The organism is Rodentibacter heidelbergensis, assembly GCF_002000125.1.
GTDB lineage: Bacteria > Pseudomonadota > Gammaproteobacteria > Enterobacterales > Pasteurellaceae > Rodentibacter > Rodentibacter heidelbergensis.
On record NZ_MLHH01000014.1, the window covers coordinates 89,962 to 116,189 of the forward strand.

Annotated in this window: 25 protein-coding genes; 15 read left to right on the forward strand and 10 right to left on the reverse strand. The window is 41.1% G+C overall.

Annotation, left to right across the window (positions count from 1 at the left end):
- Window positions 1–125: 125 nt before the first annotated feature.
- A complete protein-coding gene (locus tag BKK48_RS07110) occupies window positions 126–899 on the reverse strand; it encodes a M48 family metallopeptidase (RefSeq protein ID WP_077427440.1) in 774 nt (257 codons plus the stop codon).
- A 141-nt stretch (window positions 900–1,040) separates the two neighbouring features.
- Between BKK48_RS07110 and mtr the strand changes: the two genes are divergently transcribed.
- The 8 genes from mtr (at window position 1,041) to BKK48_RS07150 (ending at window position 9,667) form a co-directional block, all read left to right on the forward strand.
- Window positions 1,041–2,297: a tryptophan permease gene (mtr, locus tag BKK48_RS07115; protein ID WP_077427441.1), complete on the forward strand. Its 1,257-nt coding sequence runs from the start codon at window positions 1,041–1,043 to the stop codon at window positions 2,295–2,297.
- A 75-nt stretch (window positions 2,298–2,372) separates the two neighbouring features.
- Window positions 2,373–3,146 (forward strand): class I SAM-dependent methyltransferase, encoded by a 774-nt coding sequence (locus tag BKK48_RS07120; RefSeq protein ID WP_077427442.1) that lies wholly within the window; start codon window positions 2,373–2,375, stop codon window positions 3,144–3,146.
- Window positions 3,147–3,316: 170 nt separating this feature from the next.
- Complete coding sequence (rpsB, locus tag BKK48_RS07125; protein ID WP_077417577.1) at window positions 3,317–4,042, forward strand: 30S ribosomal protein S2; 726 nt, start codon at window positions 3,317–3,319, stop codon at window positions 4,040–4,042.
- A gap of 135 nt (window positions 4,043–4,177) precedes the next feature.
- The gene (gene tsf, locus BKK48_RS07130; RefSeq protein ID WP_077427443.1) at window positions 4,178–5,029 is read left to right on the forward strand and encodes a translation elongation factor Ts; all 852 of its coding nucleotides are present in this window, start codon (window positions 4,178–4,180) and stop codon (window positions 5,027–5,029) included.
- A gap of 342 nt (window positions 5,030–5,371) precedes the next feature.
- Window positions 5,372–5,995 (forward strand): YagU family protein, encoded by a 624-nt coding sequence (locus BKK48_RS07135; protein ID WP_077427444.1) that lies wholly within the window; start codon window positions 5,372–5,374, stop codon window positions 5,993–5,995.
- A 227-nt stretch (window positions 5,996–6,222) separates the two neighbouring features.
- On the forward strand, window positions 6,223–6,486 hold the full coding sequence (locus tag BKK48_RS07140; RefSeq protein ID WP_077427445.1) for an oxaloacetate decarboxylase subunit gamma: 264 nt from the start codon (window positions 6,223–6,225) through the stop codon (window positions 6,484–6,486).
- Between the two features lie 36 nt (window positions 6,487–6,522).
- Window positions 6,523–8,349, forward strand: coding sequence for a sodium-extruding oxaloacetate decarboxylase subunit alpha (oadA, locus tag BKK48_RS07145; RefSeq protein WP_077427446.1), 1,827 nt, complete (start codon window positions 6,523–6,525; stop codon window positions 8,347–8,349).
- A gap of 16 nt (window positions 8,350–8,365) precedes the next feature.
- A complete protein-coding gene (locus BKK48_RS07150) occupies window positions 8,366–9,667 on the forward strand; it encodes a sodium ion-translocating decarboxylase subunit beta (protein WP_077427447.1) in 1,302 nt (433 codons plus the stop codon).
- A gap of 77 nt (window positions 9,668–9,744) precedes the next feature.
- Here BKK48_RS07150 and BKK48_RS07155 read toward each other — a convergent pair whose 3' ends face one another.
- Together BKK48_RS07155 and BKK48_RS07160 are read right to left on the reverse strand one after the other, a co-directional pair.
- The gene (locus BKK48_RS07155; RefSeq protein WP_077427448.1) at window positions 9,745–10,308 is read right to left on the reverse strand and encodes an acetate uptake transporter; all 564 of its coding nucleotides are present in this window, start codon (window positions 10,306–10,308) and stop codon (window positions 9,745–9,747) included.
- A 233-nt stretch (window positions 10,309–10,541) separates the two neighbouring features.
- The gene (locus tag BKK48_RS07160; RefSeq protein ID WP_077427449.1) at window positions 10,542–10,859 is read right to left on the reverse strand and encodes a DMT family transporter; all 318 of its coding nucleotides are present in this window, start codon (window positions 10,857–10,859) and stop codon (window positions 10,542–10,544) included.
- A 211-nt stretch (window positions 10,860–11,070) separates the two neighbouring features.
- Here BKK48_RS07160 and BKK48_RS07165 point away from each other — a divergent pair, with 211 nt between their 5' ends.
- Complete coding sequence (locus BKK48_RS07165) at window positions 11,071–11,916, forward strand: DUF72 domain-containing protein (RefSeq protein WP_077427450.1); 846 nt, start codon at window positions 11,071–11,073, stop codon at window positions 11,914–11,916.
- Window positions 11,917–11,984: 68 nt separating this feature from the next.
- Here BKK48_RS07165 and BKK48_RS07170 read toward each other — a convergent pair whose 3' ends face one another.
- On the reverse strand, window positions 11,985–12,377 hold the full coding sequence (locus BKK48_RS07170) for a MerR family transcriptional regulator (protein WP_077427451.1): 393 nt from the start codon (window positions 12,375–12,377) through the stop codon (window positions 11,985–11,987).
- A gap of 51 nt (window positions 12,378–12,428) precedes the next feature.
- Entirely contained in the window at window positions 12,429–13,091 is a 663-nt protein-coding gene (locus BKK48_RS07175) for a cation diffusion facilitator family transporter (RefSeq protein WP_077427452.1), read from the reverse strand.
- Window positions 13,092–13,367: 276 nt separating this feature from the next.
- On the opposite strand from BKK48_RS07175, the gene BKK48_RS07180 reads away from it, so the two are divergent.
- Both BKK48_RS07180 and BKK48_RS07185 read left to right on the forward strand, forming a co-directional pair.
- On the forward strand, window positions 13,368–13,616 hold the full coding sequence (locus BKK48_RS07180) for a type II toxin-antitoxin system RelB/DinJ family antitoxin (protein ID WP_077427453.1): 249 nt from the start codon (window positions 13,368–13,370) through the stop codon (window positions 13,614–13,616).
- An 8-nt stretch (window positions 13,617–13,624) separates the two neighbouring features.
- Window positions 13,625–13,912: a type II toxin-antitoxin system RelE family toxin gene (locus BKK48_RS07185; RefSeq protein ID WP_077427454.1), complete on the forward strand. Its 288-nt coding sequence runs from the start codon at window positions 13,625–13,627 to the stop codon at window positions 13,910–13,912.
- Window positions 13,913–14,030: 118 nt separating this feature from the next.
- Here the strand turns inward: BKK48_RS07185 and iolG are convergent, their stop codons facing one another.
- The 3 genes from iolG to iolD are packed head-to-tail and all read right to left on the reverse strand — an operon-like array spanning window position 14,031 to window position 17,920.
- Entirely contained in the window at window positions 14,031–15,041 is a 1,011-nt protein-coding gene (gene iolG / locus BKK48_RS07190; protein WP_077427455.1) for an inositol 2-dehydrogenase, read from the reverse strand.
- Window positions 15,042–15,043: 2 nt separating this feature from the next.
- A complete protein-coding gene (iolE, locus tag BKK48_RS07195; protein ID WP_077427456.1) occupies window positions 15,044–15,940 on the reverse strand; it encodes a myo-inosose-2 dehydratase in 897 nt (298 codons plus the stop codon).
- A gap of 42 nt (window positions 15,941–15,982) precedes the next feature.
- A complete protein-coding gene (iolD, locus tag BKK48_RS07200) occupies window positions 15,983–17,920 on the reverse strand; it encodes a 3D-(3,5/4)-trihydroxycyclohexane-1,2-dione acylhydrolase (decyclizing) (RefSeq protein WP_077427457.1) in 1,938 nt (645 codons plus the stop codon).
- Between the two features lie 310 nt (window positions 17,921–18,230).
- Between iolD and BKK48_RS07205 the strand changes: the two genes are divergently transcribed.
- Complete coding sequence (locus tag BKK48_RS07205; RefSeq protein ID WP_077427506.1) at window positions 18,231–20,141, forward strand: bifunctional 5-dehydro-2-deoxygluconokinase/5-dehydro-2-deoxyphosphogluconate aldolase; 1,911 nt, start codon at window positions 18,231–18,233, stop codon at window positions 20,139–20,141.
- 48 nt (window positions 20,142–20,189) lie between these two features.
- On the opposite strand, the gene BKK48_RS07210 is transcribed toward BKK48_RS07205, so the two are convergent.
- Together BKK48_RS07210 and iolB are read right to left on the reverse strand one after the other, a co-directional pair.
- Window positions 20,190–21,023, reverse strand: coding sequence for a MurR/RpiR family transcriptional regulator (locus BKK48_RS07210; RefSeq protein ID WP_077427458.1), 834 nt, complete (start codon window positions 21,021–21,023; stop codon window positions 20,190–20,192).
- 129 nt (window positions 21,024–21,152) lie between these two features.
- Entirely contained in the window at window positions 21,153–21,980 is an 828-nt protein-coding gene (iolB, locus tag BKK48_RS07215) for a 5-deoxy-glucuronate isomerase (protein ID WP_077427459.1), read from the reverse strand.
- 227 nt (window positions 21,981–22,207) lie between these two features.
- On the opposite strand from iolB, the gene BKK48_RS07220 reads away from it, so the two are divergent.
- The 3 genes from BKK48_RS07220 (at window position 22,208) to BKK48_RS07230 (ending at window position 26,157) form a co-directional block, all read left to right on the forward strand.
- A complete protein-coding gene (locus BKK48_RS07220; protein WP_077427460.1) occupies window positions 22,208–23,716 on the forward strand; it encodes a CoA-acylating methylmalonate-semialdehyde dehydrogenase in 1,509 nt (502 codons plus the stop codon).
- Window positions 23,717–23,783: 67 nt separating this feature from the next.
- Window positions 23,784–24,923 (forward strand): Gfo/Idh/MocA family protein, encoded by a 1,140-nt coding sequence (locus BKK48_RS07225; protein ID WP_077427461.1) that lies wholly within the window; start codon window positions 23,784–23,786, stop codon window positions 24,921–24,923.
- Window positions 24,924–25,218: 295 nt separating this feature from the next.
- Window positions 25,219–26,157, forward strand: coding sequence for a substrate-binding domain-containing protein (locus BKK48_RS07230; protein ID WP_077427462.1), 939 nt, complete (start codon window positions 25,219–25,221; stop codon window positions 26,155–26,157).
- The last annotated feature ends 71 nt before the right edge of the window (window positions 26,158–26,228 follow it).

The window sequence follows — 26,228 nt, forward strand, 5'->3', positions numbered from 1 at the left end:
GCCTTAAAATTCAACCGCACTTTGGGAAACGAAGTGCGGTTTTGTTTTTTTGCAGAAGATGCTATTGCTACGCTAGGCCGATAAAAAACCGCACCTTAAAAGTGCGGTCAATTTTGCAAAAGTTTTTATTTTTTTGATGCTTCGTAAAGTTTCATCGCTTCTGGCAGCAAACGGCGTAGGTTTTCTTGACGATCTTCATCGGTCGGGTGGGTGGAGGCCAAGGCATCTAATGCCCCTTTGGAACCACCGGAGGCTTTTCTCATTTTATCCCATAACCCCGGGGCAAATTGTGGATTAAAGCCCGATTTTGCCATCAGCAATAAGCCGACTTCATCGGCTTCGGTTTCCGCACTACGGGAGTAAGGCTTATCTAATGCAAAATCTTTGGTTAATCCTACGGCAATGCCACTAAGATCCGAACCGATGACCGTAGAAAGGGCAATATGACCCAATTGTGCCGCAATGCCGGTAGCCATACCGAAATTCGCTTTTGCTTTACCATGCTCTTTTAAGGCGTGTGCCATTTCGTGCCCCATGACAGTGGCAATTTCATCATCGTTGAGCTTTAAGGTATCCACTAACCCCGTATAAAAGGCCATTTTCCCGCCCGGCATAGCCCAAGCATTTAATTCTTTCGATTTAATGACGGTAATCTGCCAGTTAAAAGGTTGGCCGGTTTGATTTTCTTTATTGGCATAAGGCACCATTTTGTTGAAAATGCGATGAATACGTTTTGCCGTTTGAGAGCTGGTATCTACCGCTCCTTGGGTGCGAATTTTACCCATTTCTTGGGCATAGCTTGAGGCCGCTTGTTGATTAATGGAAGCGGAATCTGCACAGGCATTAAGCATTAATGCGGCGACAGAAGCAAAGGCAAACGATTTGATGTATTTTTTCATTTTTAATTCCTCTTATGGGTATCAACTTTAGAGATAACAAAATTATAAGAAAAGTCCGATCACCTTGTCTAATAAAAAACCATTGAGTTTTTAATTTGCACTATTATAATAGTGCAAATTTTTGCTATTAGAGAATAGATTATGACACAACAAAAATCCCCTTCTTTATTAGGCGGTGCTATGATTATTGCCGGTACGGCCATTGGTGCAGGTATGTTGGCTAACCCCACCTCAACCGCAGGCGTCTGGTTTATCGGCTCGCTTCTTGCGCTGATTTATACTTGGTTTTGTATGACCACTTCCGGTTTAATGATTTTAGAAGCCAATTTGCATTATCCCACAGGGGCAAGTTTCGACACCATTGTCAAAGATCTGCTTGGCAAAGGGTGGAATGTGGTTAATGGGTTATCGGTTGCCTTTGTGCTTTATATTTTAACCTATGCCTATATCACCTCAGGGGGTGGTATTACACAAAATTTATTCAATCAGCTGTTGAGTAGTAGCGAAAGTGCGGTTGATATTGGGCGGACTTCCGGCTCACTGATTTTTTGCTTGGTTTTAGCGGCATTTGTCTGGCTTTCAACCAAAGCGGTCGATCGTTTTACCACAATATTAATTGGTGGGATGGTTATCGCCTTTTTTCTTTCTACCGCAGGCTTGCTCCGTTCAGTAAAAACAGAGGTTTTATTTAATACGGTGGCACAAGGCGAGCAGCAATATCTACCTTATTTATTGACCGCACTGCCGGTGTGTTTGGTTTCCTTCGGTTTCCACGGCAATGTACCAAGCCTTGTGAAATATTATCAACGTGATGGCAATCGGGTGATGAAAGCCATTTTTACCGGTACCGGTTTGGCGCTCATTATCTATATTCTCTGGCAGCTTGCGATTCAAGGCAATTTACCTCGTGCAGAATTTGCCCCGGTGATTGAAAAAGGCGGTGATGTTTCCGCATTACTTGAAGCATTACGCCGCTATATTGAAACGGATTATATTGCAGTCATGTTGAATTTCTTTGCTTATATGGCAATTGCCAGTTCTTTCCTTGGGGTGACATTGGGATTGTTCGACTATATCGCGGATTTATTGAAATTTGACGACAGCCTCATGGGGCGAACAAAAACCACCTTGGTCACCTTTTTACCCCCTTTGTTGTTAAGCCTCCAATTCCCTTATGGTTTTGTGATCGCCATTGGTTATGCGGGCCTGGCGGCAACCATTTGGGCGGCTATCGTGCCGGCCTTGCTTGCGAAAGCAAGCCGTCAAAAATTCCCGAATGCCACTTATCGGGTTTATGGTGGCAATGCGATGATTGGTTTTATTATCCTCTTTGGTGTGCTTAATATTGTGGCACAAGTGGGCGCTAATTTAGGCTGGTTTGCAAGTTTTATGGGATAATCCTCTCCCATTGCATTCTAAGGGCGTAGGATATACGCCCTTTTACATTTTGGCTTTCACCAACAGGCATTATCCATGAAGAACAACACCAGCGTTTATGATAGGGAAAACTTCTTTGAGCGTTATCAACAGCTTCGCGAAAACCCGATGAGTTTGAATGAAATCGTAGAAAAACCGACAATGCTTTCTCTTTTGCCCGATCTTCAAGGCAAAACGTTATTGGATCTTGGTTGTGGTAGCGGTGGGCATTTAGCACTTTACTTGGAGCGGGGTGCAAGAGCAGTAGTCGGAATGGATTTATCCGCCAATATGTTAAAACAAGCACAAATAGATTTAGAAAAGTGCGGTCAATTTCACAGGCGTTTTTCTTTATATCAACTTGCAATGGAAAACCTTGCGGATTTGCCTGAGGAAAATTTTGATGTCCTCACCAGCTCTTTTGCTTTTCATTATGTGCAGGATTTTCCGGCGTTGTTAATGGCGATTTTCAAAAAATTAAAACCGGAAGGAACATTAGTGTTTTCTCAAGAACACCCCATCACTACTTGCCATAAAATGGGGGAGCGTTGGGAAAAAGATGAAAACAAACAACAGGTGGCATACCGATTGAATCATTATCGTGATGAAGGTGAGCGGGAAAGAAATTGGTTTAAACAGCCTTTTAAAACCTATCACCGCACCACTGCTACTATTATTAATCATATTATTTCGGCAGGTTTTCAAATTGAACAGATGGCCGAACCCATGTTGGCAGATCAACCTCAATGGCACGCTGAATTTAAAGATTTACAGCATCGTCCGGTATTGCTTTTCATACGAGCAAAGAAAATGCGGCAAACCCAAAAATAAACTAGAATTTAACCGCACTTTATGGTATAAATCGCACCGCTCTTTTTTCCGTAAAAAAGAGTGAATTTTTAACTTAAATAACACACACATATCATTAAGGCTTCATCGGGGTGCCAAACGGTCGATGAGCTGATATGTGGAGGCTCAACCCCAAATAAAAGGAAAATATTATGGCACAAGTTTCAATGCGTGAAATGATCAACGCAGGCGTACACTTCGGACACCAAACTCGTTACTGGAACCCACAAATGAAACCTTTCATTTTTGGTGCGCGTAACGGTGTTCACATCATCAACCTTGAAAAAACCTTACCTTTATTTAACGAGGCATTAGCTGAATTAACGCGTATTGCGAGCAATAACGGTAAAATTTTATTCGTGGGTACAAAACGTGCGGCATCAGAGGCAGTGCAAGCTGCAGCATTAGACTGTCAACAATATTATGTTAACCACCGTTGGTTAGGTGGTATGTTGACTAACTGGAAAACAGTTCGTCAATCAATTAAACGTTTAAAAGATTTAGAAGCACAATCTCAAGACGGTACTTTCGACAAATTAACCAAAAAAGAAGCGTTAATGCGTAGCCGTGAGATGGAAAAACTTGAATTAAGCCTTGGCGGTATCAAAGATATGGGCGGTTTACCGGATGCATTATTTGTTATCGGTGCAGACCACGAACATATCGCAGTGAAAGAAGCCAACAATCTTGGTATCCCTGTTTTTGCTATCGTTGATACCAACTCTACACCGGCCGGTGTTGATTTTGTTATCCCGGGTAACGATGATGCGACCCGTGCAATCCAACTTTACTTAACTGCCGCTGCGGCAGCAGTAAAAGAAGGTCGTGGTAACGAAGCGGCTGTTGCAGAAGAGTTAGCCGCTGCGGATGCAGAATAATTCAAGTTATCAAAATAAGTCATAGCCCTTATTAATCAAAACGATTAATTGGCACAGGGGCGAGAAATTGCCCCTGTATTTTTATCTAAAAAGTGTGGCGAAAATGACCGCACTTTCAGACAGAGGATTGGAAAAATGGCTGAAATTACAGCAGCATTAGTTAAAGAACTTCGTGAACGTACCGGCGCAGGTATGATGGAATGTAAAAAAGCATTGGTTGAAGCTAACGGTGATATTGAGTTAGCCATTGACAACATGCGTAAATCCGGTCAAGCAAAAGCAGCGAAAAAAGCAGGTCGTGTGGCAGCAGAAGGTGTTATCATCGCACGCGTTGAAGCCGGTTTCGGTGTGTTAATTGAAATGAACTGTGAAACAGACTTCGTGGCAAAAGATGCGGGTTTCTTAGGTTTAGCCAATGAAGTGGCAGATTACGCTGCAGCAAACAAAGGTACGACTATCGAGCAACTACAAGCACAATTTGAAGAAAAACGTGCCGCATTAGTGGCGAAAATCGGTGAAAATATGACAATTCGCCGTGTTGCTTACCTTGAAGGCAATGTGATCGCGCAATACTTACACGGTGCGAAAATTGGTGTATTAGTAGCAGGTGAAGGTTCTGCTGAAGAATTGAAAAAAGTGGCGATGCACGTTGCGGCATCTAAACCTGAATTCGTTAATCCAGAAGATGTTTCTGCTGAAGTGGTTGAACACGAGCGTCAAATTCAAATCGACATTGCTATCAATTCTGGTAAACCAAAAGAAATCGCAGAAAAAATGGTTGAAGGCCGCATGAAGAAATTCACCGGTGAAGTGTCTTTAACCGGTCAAGCATTCGTGATGGATCCATCTCAAACTGTTGGCGACTACTTAAAATCAGTGAATACCAAAGTGACTAACTTCATTCGTTTAGAAGTGGGCGAAGGTATTGAGAAAGTTGAAGAAGATTTCGCTGCAGAAGTGGCAAAAATCACGGGTGGCAACGCTTAATTTGAGAGGTAATCCGATAGGGATTTAAACTCAGAAAGAGTCAGGACTAAGCTTTATTTGAGGCTTAGTCCTTTTTTATTGCAAAACTTATCCAATTGTTTCAGATATTTCAATCAACCCAAGTAATACAAGGGATCTTCGGACAATCATTCTCCCTATTTGTGGCACAAAGTTTTAATTAAATCTTGACGAAATGCATAAATTGATGAAAAATCACACGCTTGTTTTGCCTTTTCTTAACTCTTTTTTGTTATACGGGGCAAAATGTCGTACTGTGCTTTTATCGAATAAAAATCCTTGTGTAAAAGTGCGGTGAATATTTCAACATTTTCGGAGTAAAATATGTCAGGTATTTTCGTTCAAACCCCGCCAAATCGTCGCCGTTATGGTGTCGCGATTTTTGTGGGTATTATTGCAGGTCTCATTTCCTCTTTCGTAAAATGGGGGGCAGAGCATCCATTCCCACCACGCAGTCCAATTGATTTCTTCGCTGCCGCTTGTAATGTGGATATCAGCGGATTAACACAAGAACAAGTATTACAAGTTTGTTCCCGTGCGTTTTTAAACCCACCACATGTTTTCTTGCGTGATTATTTAGGCATTGATCCGACTGAAGCGGTATTTACTTTTGCCGATCATGGGTTTAACTGGATTGGTGTGACCCATATTACCTTCTCATTAGTTTTTGCGATCGGTTACTGTTTAGTGGCAGAGCGTTTCCCTAAAATTAAATTCTGGCAAGGTATTGGTGCAGGTATCATTGCTAACATCTGCGTTCACTACATTACTTTCCCAATGTTAGGTTTAACGCCTCCTGTTGCAGAATGGCCTCTCTATGAACATATTTCCGAATTAGTTGGCCATATTTTCTGGTTCTGGACCATTGAGATTATCCGCCGTGATTTACGCAACCGTATCACAGGGCAACCGGATCCTGAAGTCCCATTGAAAAATGCGACAGAATAAAAACGAAAAAATATGCGGTGAGTTTTCACCGCATATTGGCTTTCTTTTTAGACCCCTTTTCATCTCCGCCTTTTTATTCGATTACGCTCTCATATTTTCTCAAAATCATCATAAAAATTCCCTTGGTCTAACGCCACTTTTCCTCATTTCTGTGAAGTATATCAAAGTTTTTTGTAGAGAAAAAAACTAATATACTCAGTGTATTTTCAACATTTTGGGGAGCGATTATGACAAGTTCAGAACTCATGCTTGAAGGGGTTAATTTAATGTTGGCTGGAATGGGATTTGTGATCTTTTTTCTATTCCTACTTATCTATGCTATTGAATTTGCCTCGAAAATAATCAATCGATTTTTTCCCAAAAGCGATCCCGCCGTATCATCTCAATCCAAGCAATCGGTTCAGCTGTCTGCAGGGGAGGATATTGCCCGATTACGTCCCGTTATTGTGGCGGCAATTGCACACCATCGTCGCCAACAAGGCTTAAAATAATCGTTTTCATTTTATAGGCTAAGGAAGAGGTATTTTATGACTGCCCAACAGAAAAAAATTGCAATTACCGATGTGGTATTGCGTGATGCCCATCAATCACTGTTTGCTACCCGTATGCGCCTTGAGGATATGCTTCCTATTGCAGCAGCATTGGATGATATTGGTTATTGGTCGTTAGAGGCGTGGGGCGGTGCAACTTTTGATAGTTGTATTCGCTTTTTAGGTGAAGACCCGTGGGTGCGTTTGCGTGAATTGAAAAAAGCCTTACCAAAAACCCCATTACAAATGCTTTTACGAGGACAAAACCTGTTGGGTTATCGTCATTATGCCGATGATGTGGTGGATCGCTTTGTTGAACGTGCCGTCACCAATGGCATGAGTGTATTCCGTGTGTTTGATGCGATGAATGATCCACGCAATATGCAACAAGCTTTAAAAGCCGTTCGTAAGCAAGGCGGCCATGCCCAAGGAACCTTAAGTTATACCACAAGCCCCGTCCATACTTTAGATACTTGGTTGGACACCACAGAACAACTTTTAGAAATCGGTATTGATTCCCTGGTGATCAAAGATATGTCCGGGATTTTAACGCCGATGTCTGCCTATGAATTAGTCAGTGAAATTAAAAAACGTTACGATGTTCGTCTTCATTTACATTGCCACTCCACCACCGGTATGGCGGAAATGGCATTGCTGAAAGGTGTTGAAGCAGGCGCTGACGGTATTGATACCTCGATTTCCTCTATGAGTGGGACTTATGGGCATCCTGCGACGGAAGCCTTGGTGGCGACCCTACAAGGTACAGGGTATGACACCGGATTGGATATTCTGAAACTGGAAAAAATTGCAGATTATTTCCGCTCCGTTCGTAAAAAATATGCGAAATTTGAAGGACAACTAAAAGGTGTGGATAGCCGTATTTTAGTAGCGCAAGTGCCGGGCGGCATGCTCACTAACCTTGAAAGCCAGCTCAAACAGCAAAATGCGTCAGACAAACTCGACCAAGTGTTACAAGAAATTCCACGGGTTCGTGAAGATCTCGGTTTCATTCCGCTGGTTACCCCAACTTCACAAATTGTCGGCACGCAGGCGGTGATTAACGTGTTAATGGGCGAGCGTTACAAAACCATTGCAAAAGAAACTGCAGGCATTTTAAAAGGCGAATATGGTCGTACGCCGGCGGCGGTGAATACGGCATTGCAAGCTCGGGTTTTAGAAGGAGCACAACCGATAACCGATCGTCCAGCTGATCACCTTGCCCCGGAAATGGACAAACTCACCGCTGAAGTGAAACAGCTTGCGAAGGAAAAAGGTATTCGCTTGGCTGAAAATGAAATTGATGATGTGCTTATTGTGGCATTATTCCCTCAAGTCGGCTTGAAATTCTTAGAAAACCGTGGCAATCCTGATGCCTTTGAGCCTGCGCCAACTGCAGATCAAACCACTGAAAAAACAGCGGAAAAACCAACCGCACTTTCCAATACCAAATCCACTGGTGCAGCGGTTTATACGGTGGAATTAGAAGGTAAAGCCTTTGTGGTGAAAGTCAGCGAGGGTGGGGATGTAACAAATATCGCTCCAACTACAGCTTCTGCTCAAACAACCCAAGCGCCTTCTACCTCACCTTCTTCATCGTCGCAATCTGCCACAGGTGAGCCGGTTACCGCACCAATGTCGGGGAATATCTGGAAAGTGGTGGCAACAGAAGGACAAACTGTCGCAGAAGGTGAGGTATTGCTCGTACTTGAAGCCATGAAAATGGAAACGGAAATTCGTGCGGTGAAAGGCGGAATTGTTCGAAATATTGCGATAAAAGCGGGCGATACCGTCACCGTAGGTGATACCTTAATGACCATCGCATAAGTGGTAGGTGGGAAAAATGGACAGTATTATTGCATTATTTAAAGGCATGGGGATCATGCATCTGGAATGGGGGCAGGCCGTGATGATTGGTGTTAGCTTGCTTCTACTCTGGTTGGCGATCTCCAAAAAATTTGAACCGTTGTTATTATTGCCTATAGGGTTTGGCGGGCTGTTGTCCAACATTCCCGAAGCTGGAATGGCGATGAGTGCATTGGATAATCTTATCCATTCCGGCACAGCGCAGCAGCTTGCTATTGTTGCGACAAAACTTAATACCGTAGCCGACCCGGCTGCGATTAAGGAAGCGCTCAATAGTGCGTTACCGTCGCAAGTGGCAGAGTTGGAAACCTTAGCCGGTGATATGGGATATAGTGCAGGTATTCTCGCTTTATTCTATAAAGTGGCCATTGGCTATGGTGTGGCACCGCTTGTCATATTTATGGGCGTGGGAGCAATGACGGACTTCGGCCCGCTTCTTGCCAACCCGAGAACCTTGTTGTTAGGTGCGGCGGCTCAATTTGGTATTTTCACCACTGTATTAGGGGCATTGGCGTTAAATTGGCTTGGGATTATTTCCTTTACGCTTCCACAAGCTGCAGCTATTGGGATTATTGGCGGTGCAGACGGCCCAACGGCGATTTATCTTACCAGCAAACTTGCCCCTGAATTACTGGGAGCCATTGCGGTGGCGGCTTATTCTTATATGGCGCTTGTTCCCTTAATTCAACCGCCAATTATGAAAGCCCTCACCACAGAGGAAGAGCGGAAAATCCGTATGGTACAACTTCGTCCTGTCAGCCAACGTGAGAAAGTGTTGTTTCCAATTATCCTCTTGTTATTGGTTGCGTTAATCTTACCGGATGCCGCACCGTTGTTAGGCATGTTCTGTTTCGGTAACTTGATGCGGGTCAGCGGAGTGGTAGATCGCTTAAGTGATACTACACAAAATGCCTTAATCAATATTACTACGATTGTTCTTGGCCTATCTGTTGGGGCGAAATTGGTGGCGGATAAATTCCTTCAACCTCAAACGTTGGGGATTTTGTTACTCGGTGTTGTCGCCTTTAGTATTGGTACGGCAAGTGGCGTATTAATGGCAAAATTGATGAATAAGTTTAGCAAAAATAAAATCAATCCGCTTATTGGCTCTGCCGGGGTTTCTGCCGTGCCTATGGCAGCAAGGGTTTCCAATAAAGTGGGGTTGGAAGCGGATCATCAAAACTTCTTACTGATGCACGCCATGGGGCCGAATGTGGCAGGGGTGATTGGTTCAGCTATCGCCGCCGGTGTGATGCTCAAATATATTGCCGGCATGTAATGTTAATGCAAAAAAAGTGCGGTCATAAATTCTTTTGAAAATATGACCGCACTTTTTGTTTAATCTATCGTGAGAAACTATTTTTTCTCGCCTATTGGTAGTACTGTTCTACCGTAAGATTCATTTAATACTTCAGCTGCTGCTAAATAGAAGGCACAAAGCGCAGTGATTAACCCTAAATATCCCCCGATATTCACAATGGCGTGATTGCCTGTGGCATCGCCAATGGCTAATGCGTAAAAGGTTAAGGTTAAAAAGAAGAAAATCGCTTGTAATGCACGCGGTTTTGGGAACGTTGCTAAGAACATCATTAGCGTGAATGTTCCCCAACAGCCTAGATACCAACCGACAAATTGCGCCGAGGTTTCTCCTTTAAAGAACGCCACAAATAACGCCCAAGACCACCAGAATGCGCCATAGCTGATAAATGCGGTAAATCCAAACGTGTTGCCTTTTTTAAATTCAAACATCCCGGCGATCATCTGAGCCGTACCGCCAAAAGCGAACGCCATACCGAATACTAAGCCAAGGTTTGAACTGTCAAAAATCCCCGCATTGATTAAACATAATAGCCAAGTCGTTAATGCAAAACCACATAATCCAAGGGGACCCGGATTGGCTAACCCATCTTTTGCTGACATAAATTTTTCCTTAATAATGTTGAGTACGAAAGTTGCGCATTATGGCGAAATCTTGCTCGGAAATAAAGAGTGAAACGAAAAAAATCTATCCATTTACAGCAAATTACGCCTGATACTGTGTTTTTATCTCCCGCATTGTTTGAAACTTAGAACTCATTTTTTGTGGTGTTACAGCGATACTAAGGGCAGAGTGGGGAGCTAATATACCTTAGCTTGGCTGTTGATGAGAAATTTTAACTGGATAATTTCATTACAATCACACCGGAAACAATCAGTAAGGCACCCAGCCATCGCCCCATTGTAGAAGCATCACCTAAAAACATAACCCCAACAACAAATGCGCCTAATGCCCCTATGCCTGTCCATATCGCATAAGCGGTTCCCATTGGAATATGTCGTTGGGCTAAAAAAAGCAATGCACCACTGCCTGCCATAAATAAAATGGCAAGCAAAATGCCTTGCCAGCGCCAGCCTTCTTGTTGAGCTAATTTCAAACCGAGTGGCCAACCTATTTCCATTAATCCTGCAAGGATTAAATAAATCCACGCCATAATATACCCTCACCTTAAGTTTAGTAAATGGAATAACCCATTGTTATCACTGAAAAATCTCGGCATTTTATAGTAAAGGTATAACATAAGAAAAGGGGGATGAAATTTTGCAGGTTCAAGCGCTAAATCTCTCAGGCGGCGAGAGGGGGGGAAATCCGCCTGTTTTTATAACCATGTGATACAATTCGCACTTTAATTATGAGTGATAACCATGCAAAACAGTCCTAAAATTTATCTCGGCACCGGAGGGTATAGCGATACCGATTTGATCGGTACGCTTTACCCTCATGGTAGCCATCATGAGGATTTTCTGAGTATTTATAGCCAACATTATGATGCACTTGAACTGAACAGCACGTTCCATGCGCCAATTGGGCATAAAGCACTGCAAGGTATGGTGGAAAAGGCAGCGGGGAGATTGCGTTTTTCTATCAAAATACATCAGGATTTTAGCCATCGGCGCAGTGTAACACCGGCGCAGGCTAACGGTTTTTTGAAAGCATTAAGCCCTTTGATTGAGGCGGATGTGCTGGCTAATCTTTTTATTCAATTCCCAAGCAATTTCGAACGTACAGTCCATAACCGGCATTATTTAGCAGCTTGTGTTTCTTGGTTTGAAGAATACCCGCTCGCCGTTGAGTTTCGCCACCCCAGCTGGCATATTCCTTCCGTCCTTGAGGCTTTTCAAAATAAACCTCAGCTCATTTGGTGCAATGTAGATTACCCACAACATATCGGGTTACCGGACTTCCACTTGCATCTTAACCAACGGCAGGGCTACCTTCGTTTACATGGCCGTAATCCGAATTGGTGGAAGGCTCAATCAGCCCAAGAACGCCACGATTATCGTTATAGCGAAGCTGAATTACAGGCTTTTTCTTCGCTCCTTCATCAACGGCGAAAGGAATTTGATGTGCTTTATATCTATTTCCAAAATACCACGAAAAGTCATGCTTATTACAATATCGAAACCTTGAGAAAGAGCTTGGCGGCTCAGGGGTTTACAGTAAAAGCAAAACCTGAATTTTTACTTGGACAACAAAGTTTGTTTGACTAGTTTTTGAGTGCGGGAAAAATACTGAATAAAACATTTAATATCCTATCGCCACTAAAACTTTTATCAATTTAACCGCACTTTCCTGTTTTTAACCCCTGCATTGCTTTACATTCGGCCTCACTATGTTGTCCTACGGTCGCAATAGACTGGAGAAAATCTTTAATGTCTAAAAGTTGGGCGATTTTTTCTTCCACTCGAGAAAGCTGGGCTAAAATCATCTGATCGGCATGGTAGTGATCGGCTTGCCCAAATTTCAGCTGATTTAGCGCCCGTATATCTTCAAGGGAAAAACCTAAAGTTCGACAGTTTTTGATGAAGTTAAGTTGTGCCACACTTTCTTCATCATATTGACGATAGCCATTTGCAGCCCTTTTGGGTTCGGGTAAAATCCTTTGTTTTTCGTAGTAACGAATGGTTTCTAAATGAATACCTGTTCGTTTACTTAACTCATTGATTTTCATAAAACTCTCCAAATAGCCAGTGTGGTATAAAATTTTATCAAAACATCACATCTAATGAGAATGGTGATCCACAGAAATGGAAGCTAAAGGATCACGCAATGCTTTTAACGCTTGTATTGTTACCGATAAACCACTACGGAGGACCAGCAAACTTAATATGCCGCTTGCCATTACATCAACCCATTGCCAGTTAAGCAACCAAGCGCTTAAACCGGCTACAATAGCCACGACAGAACCGAAGAGATCCGCTAATACATGTAAATAAGCCGCTCGAATATTGAGATTATCTTGATCACTTTTCAACATAATCCATGCTACTAAAATATTCACCAACAACCCGATAACCGCAACACCTAACATTGGTAAAGCCATCATCTCTGTTGGTGTTTGCCAGCGTTCTATGGCTTCATACAAAATCCATACAGCCACACCAACCAATGATGCACCATTGATTAAAGCAAATAATTTTTGCCATTTTAGGTTTAAAAATAAGGCAATTAAAGCCAAGAAAAGCGATAGGCTATCATTTGCCATATGTCCTGCATCAGCCATTAAAGCGAGGCTATTAAAAAGATAACCGCCTAAAAATTCCACGATCATATAAAGGCTGATAATGGCAAAGCTCAACCCTAAAATCCTTTTGTTTGTTGGCGTATGGGAATGATTATGGGAGTGAGCATGATTATGTGGATGCTCATAGTGAGTATGGCTCATTTATTTTTCCTTTTGTAATGCAATAAATTAGTGAGGATAAGTGTAAAGCCTGTAGTCGATACGGAGTCAAGGGTATTTTAGCAAAATAAAAAAACAGTGAAAAAATAACCGCACTTTATCAATGAGTGTTAACATTTTATATCAAAAGAGAATTTGTAATTATTGAAAAGTTATATCTGAATCATCGTGTTGAGATTATGTAATAGATATAGAATAAATCTCTTGTTTATGTTTTACATTTGTTTTACTCTGTGTCCAAATATTAAGGAGGGAATAATGTCAAACTTAAATATTCGTGTTGATGATGTGATTAAAAAACAAGCCTTTGCGATTTTTGAAAATTTAGGTGTGAGCCCGTCTGATGCAATTAGAGCATTTTTAGTGTATGTGGCTGAAACAGGCAAAATGCCGATCAAACAAATTGTCGTATCAGATGAAGATGCAGATTTATATGCGTTAGTTAAAAAACGTTTAAGTGAACCTGATAAAATCAAAAGTACAACACTGGATGAATTATTTTCATAGTCTGTGATATGACCTATTCTATTAAAGCTCACGATGATTTTGTGGAAGAACTGAATAAACTTGATTCGACAATCAAAATGCAGTTGCGTAGAAAACTGGATAAAGTTGTTGAAAATCCACACATTCCTAAAAATCGTTTGGCTGGTGAACTACATAATTGTTATAAGATTAAGTTAAAACGAGCCGGGGTGAGATTGGTGTATCAAGTAAACGATAATGAGATCTACATTTTATTGTTGACAGTCGGTAAGCGAGCAGATAAAGAAGTCTATAATACGGCATTAAAGCGAATTTAATTAATGAGTCAATGTAGATAACATTTAATAATGGTAAAAACCATTTACACAATGGATACACATTAATGAATAAAAAGCCCCTCCTACAATCTATATGAGAGGCTCTTTTCTAAAGGAATTAAGCGATTTCGCTTAATTTGACAGGTCGTCCTTCATCAAGAGAACGTTTAGCCGCTAAGGCAATGATGACAGGCTGTAATCCGTCATTTCCGTTCACTAATGTTGGTTTATCCTTGACAATCGCTTCAATAAAACAAGACATTTCATCGGCAAAAGATTGCATATAGCGTTCTAAGAAGAAGTATTTTGGTTTTTCAGCAATGACACCGGCTTCACAAGAATAAACCGCCGTGGAATCGGTATCATTTTTAGTTTGAACCGCTCCTTTTGAACCAAATACTTCAGCACGTTGATCATAACCATAAACGGCTTTACGGCTATTATCGATAACCGCAATTGCCCCATTGGCTAATTTTAACGTAATCACTGCGGTATCAATATCACCGGCTTTTCCAATTTCCGGATTAACCAACACCCCTCCAGTGGCATAAACTTCAACTACTTCACTACCGGATAAATATCTCACCATATCAAAATCATGAATGGTCATATCGAAAAACATTCCACCGGAAACTTTGACATATTCAATGGGTGGCGCATCAGGATCTCGAGAGGTAATACGAATTAAATGGGGTTCTCCAATATCACCGTTTTCTACACGGGTTTTAATGGCTTTAAAATTATGGTCGAAGCGACGGTTAAAGCCCACTTGGAATTTTACCCCGGCTTTCTCTACTTCGTTGAGAACGTTTTTAATTCGGTTGATATCGGCATCGATTGGTTTTTCACAAAAAACGTGTTTTCCCGCTTGAGCCGCCTCAATTGAAATTGGGGCATGAGTGTTTGTCGAAGAACAAACTAAAACGGTATCAATTTCAGGATCTTGAAGAATTTTTCTGTAATCTTCATAGAGATTTGGAATGCCCATTTCTTTTGCCCATTGGCGTAATTCATCGGTTATTTTTACATCTGAAATGGCTTTAACTTCCGCCCCTTTGACATATTTTGTAATACTTTCTGAATGTACACGACCGATACGCCCTGCACCAATAATACCGACTTTAATCATGATTAAATCCCCGCTGTTTCTTTAATGTATTGACGCCCTTTTACGGCATATTCAAATGGATTGGCGATGGCAGGATCTTGTTCTGCTTCGACAACCATCCAACCTTGGTAATTATGTTTTTCAAGAATTTCAAAAATAGGTTTGAAATCAATCACCCCATCTCCGGGAACAGTAAAGGTGCCTTTGCGAACGCCTTCTAAGAAACTTAAGTTTTTCTCTTTCACTTCTGCTACCACTTCATCACGCACATCTTTGAGATGAACGTGGCAAATACGGTCGATGTATTTTTCCAATACTTCAAGCATGGCTTGTTGGGAGCCTTCCGAATAATAGAGATGACCGGAATCAAAGAGTAGATAAACATCGTCATTGACAAGGGACATATATTTATCTATTTCTGCTGGTGTTTGAATACCTGTTCCCATATGGTGATGTAAGCAAACTTTCATTCCTTTTTCTTCAGCGAGTTTGGCAAGTTCGTTATAACCTTCCGCAAGTTTTTGCCATTCTTCCTCTGTAAAGACAGGTTTTTCTTTAAAGACCGATTTTGTTGTGCCTTGAATACTGTGGCTTTGTTCTGAACAACCAATGACTTTAGCCCCCATCGCATGTAAAAAATCACGATGTTGAATAAATGCTTGAATGGTTTCTTCTTTTTTGCCGTTAACAAAAAAAGTGCTAAACCAAGCATTACAAATTTGAATACCACGAACATTTAATTTATGTTTTAAGATTTCCACATCGCGTGGATATTTGTTACCCACTTCACAACCAGTGAAACCGGCAAGAGCCATTTCACTAATACATTGTTCAAAGGTATTTTCTTTGCCTAAATCCGGCATATCGTCATTGGTCCAACCAATAGGGGCAATCCCCAATTTTACATTTTCAGCTTTCATTGTTTTTCCTTACTCATCAGAGAGTTAAATGTGAATACAGGGTTAGTAGCGTCTTGCTTTGTGAATGTTTTCTAGGCTAGCCTGATAGGCTTTTTGAACTCGTTCTTTTTCAGAAACTTCCGCCACACCGACATGCCACCAGCTTCCGTAACCATGGATCATGGTTTTGGGTAGAACTTTAATATCAATGAGGGTTGAAATGGATTGCTGTTTGGCATCTTCAAGTGCGAAACGAAGTTCTTCTTCATTGGTGACACGATAGCTTTTACAACCATAAGAGGCGCCATTCATGGCAAAATCAACGGGAATAAAGTTGCCGTCGAGTTGGTTTGTTGCGGGATTTCTGAAACGGAATTCCGTTGCAAAACTGTCCATACCATGACCGATTTGTAAATTGTTGATGCATCCGTTTGTCATATTATCAAATACAACCACATTGATTTTTTTGCCTTCTTGAATAGAGGTAACAAGCTCCGAATGCAGCATCATATAGGAGCCGTCACCCAATAAGGCATACACTTCTTTTTCAGGTTGAGCCAATTTCACGCCCAATGCCGCATTAATTTCATAGCCCATACAGGAATAACCGTATTCCAAATGGTAAGTATTTTCGCCTTTTGATTGCCAAGCCCGTTGCAAGTCACCGGGGAGGCTACCGGCAGCACCGACGATCACACTATTTTCATCTAAAGTGTCATTTAAAATGCCCAGTACCCGACTTTGAGGTAAACGGGAGGTTGTCAGACGAATAAATTCCTCATAGACTTTTTCTTTGTCTAAGGCGTCATTTACTTCCGGAATAAAATCGTCAGAATAAGTGATGTGATAAAGGCGTTGTAATTCTTCATTAAAGCGTTGTTTGGCCTCTGATATTTGATTTCCCCAGTTAGCACGATAAGGTGTTGATTGCAAAAGTGCGGTCAGTTTTTCCAATGTTTCTTTCGCATCAGCCACCACTTGTACGCCATCAAGTTTATAAGCATCAAAGCGGGCAATATTAATATTTAAATATTTTGCCTCTGGATTTTGGAAAAGCCATTTTGAAGAGGTAGTGAAGTCAGTGTATCTTGTGCCAATTCCGATGATGAGATCGGCTTCTTTGGCAAGTAAATTTGCCGCTAAACACCCAGTTTCACCAATACCGCCGACATTAAATTCGTGCGAAGAAATGACCGCACTTTTTCCTGCCTGTGTTTCAGCAAAAGGAATGTGAAAAGTTTCTGCAAAGGTTTTTAATTGTTCTGCTGCTTCAGAATAACGAACCCCACCACCACAAATGATAAGCGGTTTTTGGCTTTTCATAATAAGTTCCAATGCAGAAGAAAGCATAGGGTCGGTTGGGAGGGTTCTTTCAATTCGGTGGATCCGTTTTTCTAAGAAATAGTCAGGAAAATCATAGGCTTCAGATTGAACATCTTGTGGAAGTGCGAGGGTGACCGCACCGGTTTCTGCCGGATCGGTTAAAACACGCATCGCATTGATACAAGCTGTCATTAATTGTTCTGGGCGATTGACCCTATCCCAGTATTTACTGACTGCTTTAAAGGCATCATTAGTGCTGATACTTAAATCATAGGGTTGCTCAATTTGTTGTAATACCGGATCAGGTTGACGCGTGGCAAAAACATCACCGGGAAGTAAAAGAAGTGGAATTCGATTGGCTGTGGCAACGGCGGCGGCTGTAATCATATTGGCGGCACCGGGGCCGACTGAGGATGTGCAAGCATAGATTTTTTTTCGTAAATTTTGTTTTGCAAAACCGATGGCGACATGGGCCATTCCTTGTTCGTTACGGCCTTGTCGTACCACAAGTGAGCCGCTGTCTTGTTCAAGGGCTTGTCCGATACCTAATACATTGCCATGTCCGAAAATACCAAATACACCTTCGACAAATTTCGTGACTTTACCATCAAATTCAACATATTGATTGTCAAGAAATCTTACTAATGCTTGTGCAACCGTTAATTTCACTGTTTTCATTACGACCTCCTTCAGGATAATTCGATATGTGTTAGTAGTATATTTATGCTTTTTTTAAAATGGAATATTTTTGAAATGAAAATTTCATTTTTGAGAGGTAGATCAAACTTTTAAGGATTAGGTAATCACTTTTATAACGGATATCGATTTTTCATAGAGTACATTAATCAATAGCGAAGATAAGCCTATAAGCTTGAGAAAGAACTGTGATCGATATCTCAAAATCATTTTTTTAAAGTTGATTTTTTTTGAAAAAAATATTTCAATATCGGCAGATGATATTTTTTTAAAAGACGAAGGGGGGAATATCATGAAAGACGTTGAAAAAAAATTAGATCTGATTTGTTTAGGACGGGTCGCTGTTGATTTATATGCCCAACAAATTGGTGCGAGATTAGAAGATGCCTCGTCATTTTCGAAATATCTTGGTGGATCCTCTGGTAATGTGGCTTATGGAACGGCGGTTCAAGGAATAAAATCGTCCATGCTTGCTCGTGTTGGGGACGAACATATGGGGCGTTTTTTGCGTGAGGAACTCCAACGAGTCGGCGTTGATACCAGCCATCTTATCACAGATAAAGAACGGCTTACCGCACTCGTTATTTTAGGCATTAAAGATCAAGATACCTTTCCACTTATTTTTTATCGTGAAAATTGTGCAGACATGGCAATTAGCAAAAATGATTTTGACGAAGCCTATATTGCCTCAGCAAAAGCATTAGCGATTACTGGAACCCATTTATCTCATCCTAAAACCCGTGAGGCTGTACTCACTGCTTTGGAGTATGCGGGACGAAATAATACCAAGCGTTTGCTTGATATTGATTATCGCCCTGTGCTATGGGGGTTAACCTCATTAGGAGATGGGGAAACCCGTTTTATTGATTCAGAAGCCGTGACAAAATCCTTACAAGAAGTGTTACATCATTTTGATGTTTTAGTGGGAACAGAAGAAGAATTTCATATTGCCGGCGGTTCGACCGATACATTAACAGCATTAAAAAACGTACGTCAATATAGTGATGCGGTATTAGTGTGTAAACGTGGTGCATTGGGTTGTTCTGTTTTTGAAGGTGAAATTCCAGATGATCTTGATGGTGCGCTTAATGTTTATGGTGTTCGGGTTGAAGTACTGAATGTGTTAGGTGCAGGCGATGCGTTTATGTCGGGATTAATCCGAGGCTATATTAATAATGAAGGTTGGGAACAAGCTTGCCGTTACGCCAATGCTTGTGGCGCTTTGGTTGTTTCTCGTCATGGTTGTGCACCTGCGATGCCAACTAAAGCCGAATTAGATGATTATCTTGCTCGAGCTGAGTTTGTTCCACGACCTGATCTTGATGAAAGACTTAATCATTTACATCGGGTGACAACGAGAAAAAATCAATGGGATGATCTCTGTATTTTTGCTTTTGACCATCGCAAGCAACTTGTTGATATTGCCCAAAAAGTAGGCGCAGATGTGGCACTCATACCAAAATTAAAACAACTTCTGCTAAAAGGGGCAGAGAAAGCGGCAAATGAAGAAAATATTGCTCAAGGGAATGCGGGGATTTTAGCTGATACCACCTTTGGACAAGCCGCATTGAATGAGATTACCGGTAAAAAATGGTGGATTGGTCGCCCTATCGAACTTCCTTCTTCTCGTCCTTTGCGTTTAGAACATGGTGATCTTGGTAGTCAATTAATCCATTGGCCACAAGAACATGTGGTGAAATGTTTAGTCTTCTATCATCCGAAAGATAAGCCTGAAATGAAGGCTGAACAAGATGAAAGTTTGAAACAAATTTATCAAACCTGCTGCCGAACTGGGCATGAGTTGTTATTGGAGGTCATTTTGCCTCATGATATGGAACAAAATGAGAAATATTATGCGGAAATGGTTGAACACTTCTACCAATTAGGCATTAAACCGGATTGGTGGAAATTACCCGGTTTATCTGCCTCAGAGTGGGATAACATCAGTGAGCTAATTCAGAAAAACGATCGCTATTGCAGAGGGATTTTAATTTTAGGTTTAGATGCACCAGAAGCACAATTTGAATCGATTTTTAATGCAGCCACCAATAAACCTTGGGTAAAAGGGTTTGCCGTAGGAAGAACCATTTTCGGTCAACCTTCAACAGAATGGTTGTCGGGGAGATTAACCGATGATGAATTAATTCAACAAGTTTCCGAACGTTATCAACGTCTGATTAAACTTTGGAAATCACGCCATTAATTTCACCGGAAAGTAAAAAATGCCCTGAATTTAAACAGGGCATTTTTGTTATGCTTTATCTTTTTCTTTTTCCAAACCAAGTGTAATGGCAAGGGTTTGAACAAGGCTCATGGTGGCACATTGAGAGCGAAATCCTAAAACTTGCGCTTCTTTTACCACAAAAGAAATATCGCTAAACGTCAGCAGTGGGCTAATTTGGCTATCGGTAATGGCAATTTGTTTAATGCCTTTTTTAGCGGTGGTCTGAGTAATATTTAGGGTTTCACTCGCATAAGGGGAGAAACTAATGGAAATCACCACATCACCGGCTTTGACTTGGTTAAGCTGCTCTTCAAACATTCCCCCTAAGCCATTAATTAAAAAGGAACGGCAATCCAAATGATGGAGGGCATAATTTAGATAGCTGGCAACACTAAAAGAGCGCTTTAATCCGACAATAAAAATGTTATTGGCTTCTTTTAGGATTTTTACGGCAGCATAAATTTGCTCATTTTCGGTACTGTTTGCTAATTGTTGCAATGCCTGGCTATTGGCATGTGCAAAGATCGCTAAAATATTTTCTGGTGATTCGTTGCCTTCAACTTGATTGATCTTATGGGATAATTGTAAGCGTTCCGTGTAATTTGTGGTTTTCTCCATTAAGTTTTCACGAAAAATCTGTTTCATTTCATTGAAACCGGAAAAGCCGAATTCCGCAGCAAAGCGAATTAGTGTAGAAGGGGGGACATTGGCTTTTTCCGCTATGCTGGCGACGGTATCAAAGACGACACTATCACTGTTATCAAGAATATATTGTGCTACTTGTTTTAATCTTTTACTTAAGCTGTCATAACGGGTTTGAATTTCAATTTTCAGCATCGTCAATTGAGATTGCTCTTTCATTTGTGTTGTCCCTTAATTGTTCAAATATTTTTATTATCCTATCCGGTTAAATAAATATTTCAAGAAAAACGACCATTTTCTAAAAAATGGCCGCACTTTCATATCATATTGTTTTGAGTTGAGTAAGGATTAAGGTTTCTTTTCGTATTCTTCTGTGTTGATCCATCGGTGATCTTCTTCCCAAGTGAATTTCCATTTTCTTACTGGCCCTGCCATGACATTTAGATAATAGTTATCATAGCCTGCAATCGTGGCAACAGGGTGATAACCACGAGGCACTTGAACCACATCTCCATCATAGACTGCCATACATTCATCTAAGGTGTGATCTGCTGTGTAAACACGTTGTAGTGCAAAGCCTTGGGAAGGAGAGAAGCGGTGATAATAGGTTTCTTCCAAATAGGTTTCCGTCAATGAATTTTTGTCATCATGTTTATGGCTTGGGAAAGAACTTGTGTTCCCTTCATCAGTAAACACCTCGACAACAAGCAAAGCATCGGCACTTTCTGTTTCAGGCAAGATGTTATGAACAAGGCGCTGATTATGGCCATATCCCCGTTTTTCTACGCCGATTTCTTCTGGTTTGATCAATCTTATTGGAAGATTTCCCTGACTTGGTGCTCGACAAACGGCTAATTCTAAGTCAGTTTCTGCTTGAATAACGAGAGATTGTGCGTGAGGAACATAAAGGGCATAGGGAGGAATACGTTCAAAAGGGGTGGTTCGATTACCGATTTGACTAAAGGTTTCTGTTGCGGTGTTAAAGGTGGCTTTACCTGCAACAACGACAAAACAAACCTCCGTATTTTGAGTATCAAATTCAAGTTGTTGTTGTGGCTTTAAATGATACACTTCAAATCCCACATATTCCCACCCCGCAGTGAGCGGCGTAATTTTTTGTACTTCACCATTTTTTTCAGGGTGGTTTTTTCTTGATTTAGAAAGTAAGTACGACATATTTCCTCCTTTATGGATGAGAGACAGAACCTGAGCTTTCATCATACTCCATTTATTTCTCTAATCTATGAGCACTTTTCTAAAATTAGACATAGATCACAAAAATGAAACAAATATTTCATTTTTAGGTAAGAATGATTGAAAAAGATATATTAATTTCATAAGCTATGTTCGTTAATGCTAATCACCATGTCAATCTTATCTTGATACTACATAAGGAGCTCAAAATGGAAACGGTCTATAATTTTATTAATGGTAAACAAGTTCCAAGCAGAGGAACTGAAGCACACCCTATTTATAATCCGGCAACAGGTGAACAAATCCGTCAAGTTATCATGAGTACAGCAGAAGATGTGTATGAAGCCATTGATGTCGCACAGCGTGCTTTTGTGGAATGGTCTGCCACCTCACCCTTACGTCGTGCCCGTATTATGTTTAAATTTAAAGAGTTATTACAGCGAGATTGGGATACTTTAGCGAAAATTATTGTTGAAGAGCATGGTAAGGTTTATTCCGATGCTTGTGGAGAGCTTACCCGTGGTTTAGAAGTGGTGGAATTTGCATGTGGTATACCACATTTACTGAAAGGCGAATTTTCCGAGCAAGCCGGACGGGGAATTGATATTCATTCCTCTCTTCAACCATTGGGGGTGGCAGTCGGTATTACGCCATTTAATTTTCCTGCCATGGTTCCTATGTGGATGTTCCCGGTTGCGATTACCTGTGGCAATACCTTCATTTTAAAACCGGCAAAAGCCGATCCTTCACTTTCCATTAAATTAGCCGAATTATTAAAAGAAGCGGGTTTACCGGATGGGGTTTTCAATGTTGTTCATGGTGATCGCCAAGATAATGAAATTTTATTACGGGATCCAAGAGTACATGCGGTCAGCTTTGTTGGATCGACGCCTGCCGCTGCCCATGTTTATAAAATGGGTGCTGAATTTGGTAAACGGGTTCAGGCTTTTGGTGCAGCAAAAAACCATGCGTTGATTATGCCGGATGCGGATATCGAATCAACGGCTAATGCATTATTAGGTGCGGCATTTGGTGCGGCAGGTGAGCGTTGTATGGCGATTTCTTTGGCTGTAACAATTGATAATGCAACCGCAGATAAATTAATTGCCACATTAAAACCGAAAGTTGAGGCACTTCGTTATGGTCCGGGTCTACCTAAAGATGGGGAAAAAGAAATGGATTTTGGGCCACTTATTAGCCAACAACATCTTAATAATGTAACCAATTACATCACAAAAGGTGTCGAAGAGGGGGCGGATTTGCTTGTGGACGGGCGTGGTAAAAAACCGGCAGGACATGAAAACGGCTTCTTTATTGGCGGAACGTTATTTGACAATGTGACCTCCGATATGGTGATTTACAAAGAAGAGATTTTTGGTCCTGTGCTTGGCATTGTTCGGGCGAAAAGCTTTGAAGAAGCGATGAAATTAATCAACGAACATCCTTATGGTAATGGTACGGCAATTTTCACTTCCGATGGCGGGGCGGCTCGTGAATTTTCTTATCACGTTCAAGCGGGGATGGTGGGGGTGAATGTACCGATTCCTGTTCCGATGTCTTTTCATTGCTTCGGTGGTTGGAAACATTCTGCCTACACAACATTAAATATTTATGGACCTGACGGTGTGCGTTTCTACACGAAAATGAAAACAGTCACCACTCGTTGGCCGAATAAATATGTGATTGAAAACGCCGCATTTAGTATGCCAACGTTATAACGTTCAGAGAGATAGCGCAATAAAGCTATCTCTCTTATTTTTATGCCCTATAACAAAGGAGCGGATTATGAAACAGATAAGAGTTGGGTTAATTGGTACGGGCTATATTGGACGTTGTCATGCGATTGCCTATTCACAAGTTGCCACAGTTTTCCCACTGGAAGCAGAATTGGTGTTGGATTATTTAGCGGAAGTTACCCCGGAGCTTGCGGAACAACGAGCAAAAGAATTTGGTTTTCAGCGTTCTACTGGAAACTGGCGTGATATTGTAGACGATCCAGATATTGATGTGGTTGATATTTGTACGCCCAATTTTCTGCATAAAGAAATTGCATTGGCTGCCATTGCAAAGGGGAAACATGTTTACTCTGAAAAGCCCCTTGCATTGACGGCTACCGAAGCAAAGTTAATGTATCAAGCGGCGAAAAAAGCCGGTGTAAAAACCTTAGTCGGGTTTAACTATATCAAAAATCCAACCACCCAATTAGCGAGAGAAATTATTGCAAAAGGGGAAATTGGTGAGGTGATCCATTTCTATGGTACACACAATGAAGATTACCTTGCCAATGAAAATACACCATTAGATTGGCATTGTATAAAAGAAAAAGCCGGTTTGGGGGCATTAGGTGATCTTGCTGCTCACATTGTGCAAATGGCTCAGTATTTGTTAGGACAAGAGATTTGTTCTGTTATAGGTGATATGCAAACGGTCATTCAAACCCGACCAAACCCCAACAACCGACAAGAGCGTTTGGTAGTTGAAAATGAAGATCAAGCTTCTGCATTAGTTCGATTTAGCAATGGATGTATGGGAACAATTGAAACATCGCGTATTGCTTGCGGACGTAAAATGGGCCTCAGTTATGTGATTACCGGCACGAAAGGGGCGATTGTCTATACACAGGAAAGAATGGCTGAATTGAAACTGTATTTGCACGATGAAGACCCGGCCAGACAAGGCTTTAAAACCATTTTAACCGGGCCGCTTCATCCTGATTATAAACATTTTTGTGTCAGTGCCGGCCATGGAATTGGTTTTAATGATCAAAAAACAGTGGAAATAAGAGATCTGATCAACGGAATTGCTAAAAATTCGACCGCACTTTATCCCGATTTTGAAGAGGGATATAAAGTATCAAGAATCTTAGATGCTATCGCATTATCCTGTGAACAAAAACGCTGGGTTAACGTAGAAGAAATTAAATAATCAAAATTTCTTCCTTTCAGAAAATAGGCGTAATAAAGCGCCTATCATTTTATAAAACGAATTAAATATTTCACTATTTTTAATTAAAAATTTTTACACCAAAACAAGATCTACTTCACACTTTTGCAATTTACTCATTGCAGAGTGGATAGCCTAGATGATATATATAACTTTAATAAATCATTTGTTTTATTTTTAATATTTTATGAAATTTATATTTCTTAAAATATTTCCCGTGGAGTAGCGATATTTCTATTCTTTTTGTTATTCATTAACTAAAAAAAGGAGTAATCCCATGAAAAAAACACTATTGGCATTATTATTTGGTGGCGCTTTATTAACCTCCCAAGCGACAGTGGCAAAAAATATTGTCATTGGCGCACCAATGGTTGCTTTTTCTGATAAATGGCAAACCTACCTTCAAGATGCAATTCGTGAATTTGATAAAACCCATGAGGATGTAGAGATTAAACTTGCTGATGCCAATGGCGACCCGGCTCGTTTATTAAATGATGCGGAAACCTTTATTGATCAGAAAGTTGATGCGTTACTTGTTGTTCCTACCGATCCCAATATCGTTAAAGTGATTGGCAAAAAAGCCAAACGAGCAGGTATTCCTCTCATTGTGATTAATCGTAAGCCATTAGATGAAGATATGCAGTATGTCACAAGCTATGTCGGTTCTGACGAAATTGAAGGAGGGCGCATCCAAGCAAACTTCATTGTCAATGCGTTAGATGGGAAATCTGCCGAGGCGGCTATTTTAATGGGGCCCTTAGGCCAGGATGCGCAAATTAAACGCACACAAGGCAACAAAGAGATTTTCGCTCAAAATAAAAATATCAAAATCTTTGCTGAGCAAGAAGGTAAATGGGATAGAGCAAAAGGGTTAGAAATTGCTGAAAACCTACTTGCTGCAAATAAAAACCTGAATGTTGTTGTGAGCAATAACGATGAAATGGCAATAGGGGCAGTATTAGCCGGAAGAAAATTAGGGCTTAAAGATGAAGATTTAATTATCGTCGGTTTAGATGCCACACCGGATGCCTTGGATTATCTCGGTAAAGGGTTAGATGCCACGGTGTTCCAATCTGCAGCCGGTCAAGGTATGACGGGGGCAGAAATGGCCTATTTGGCCGCAAAAGGTGAAAAAGTGCCATCAGTAAAATGGGTGCCTTTTGAACTTGTTACACCGGATAAGAAAGAGGAATATCAAGCGAAATATAAAAAATAGAGGTTTAATCACCTCTTACGGAAAGGGCGACTTGTCCTTTCCGCTTACTCACTAACTATTCTCCAGCGGAG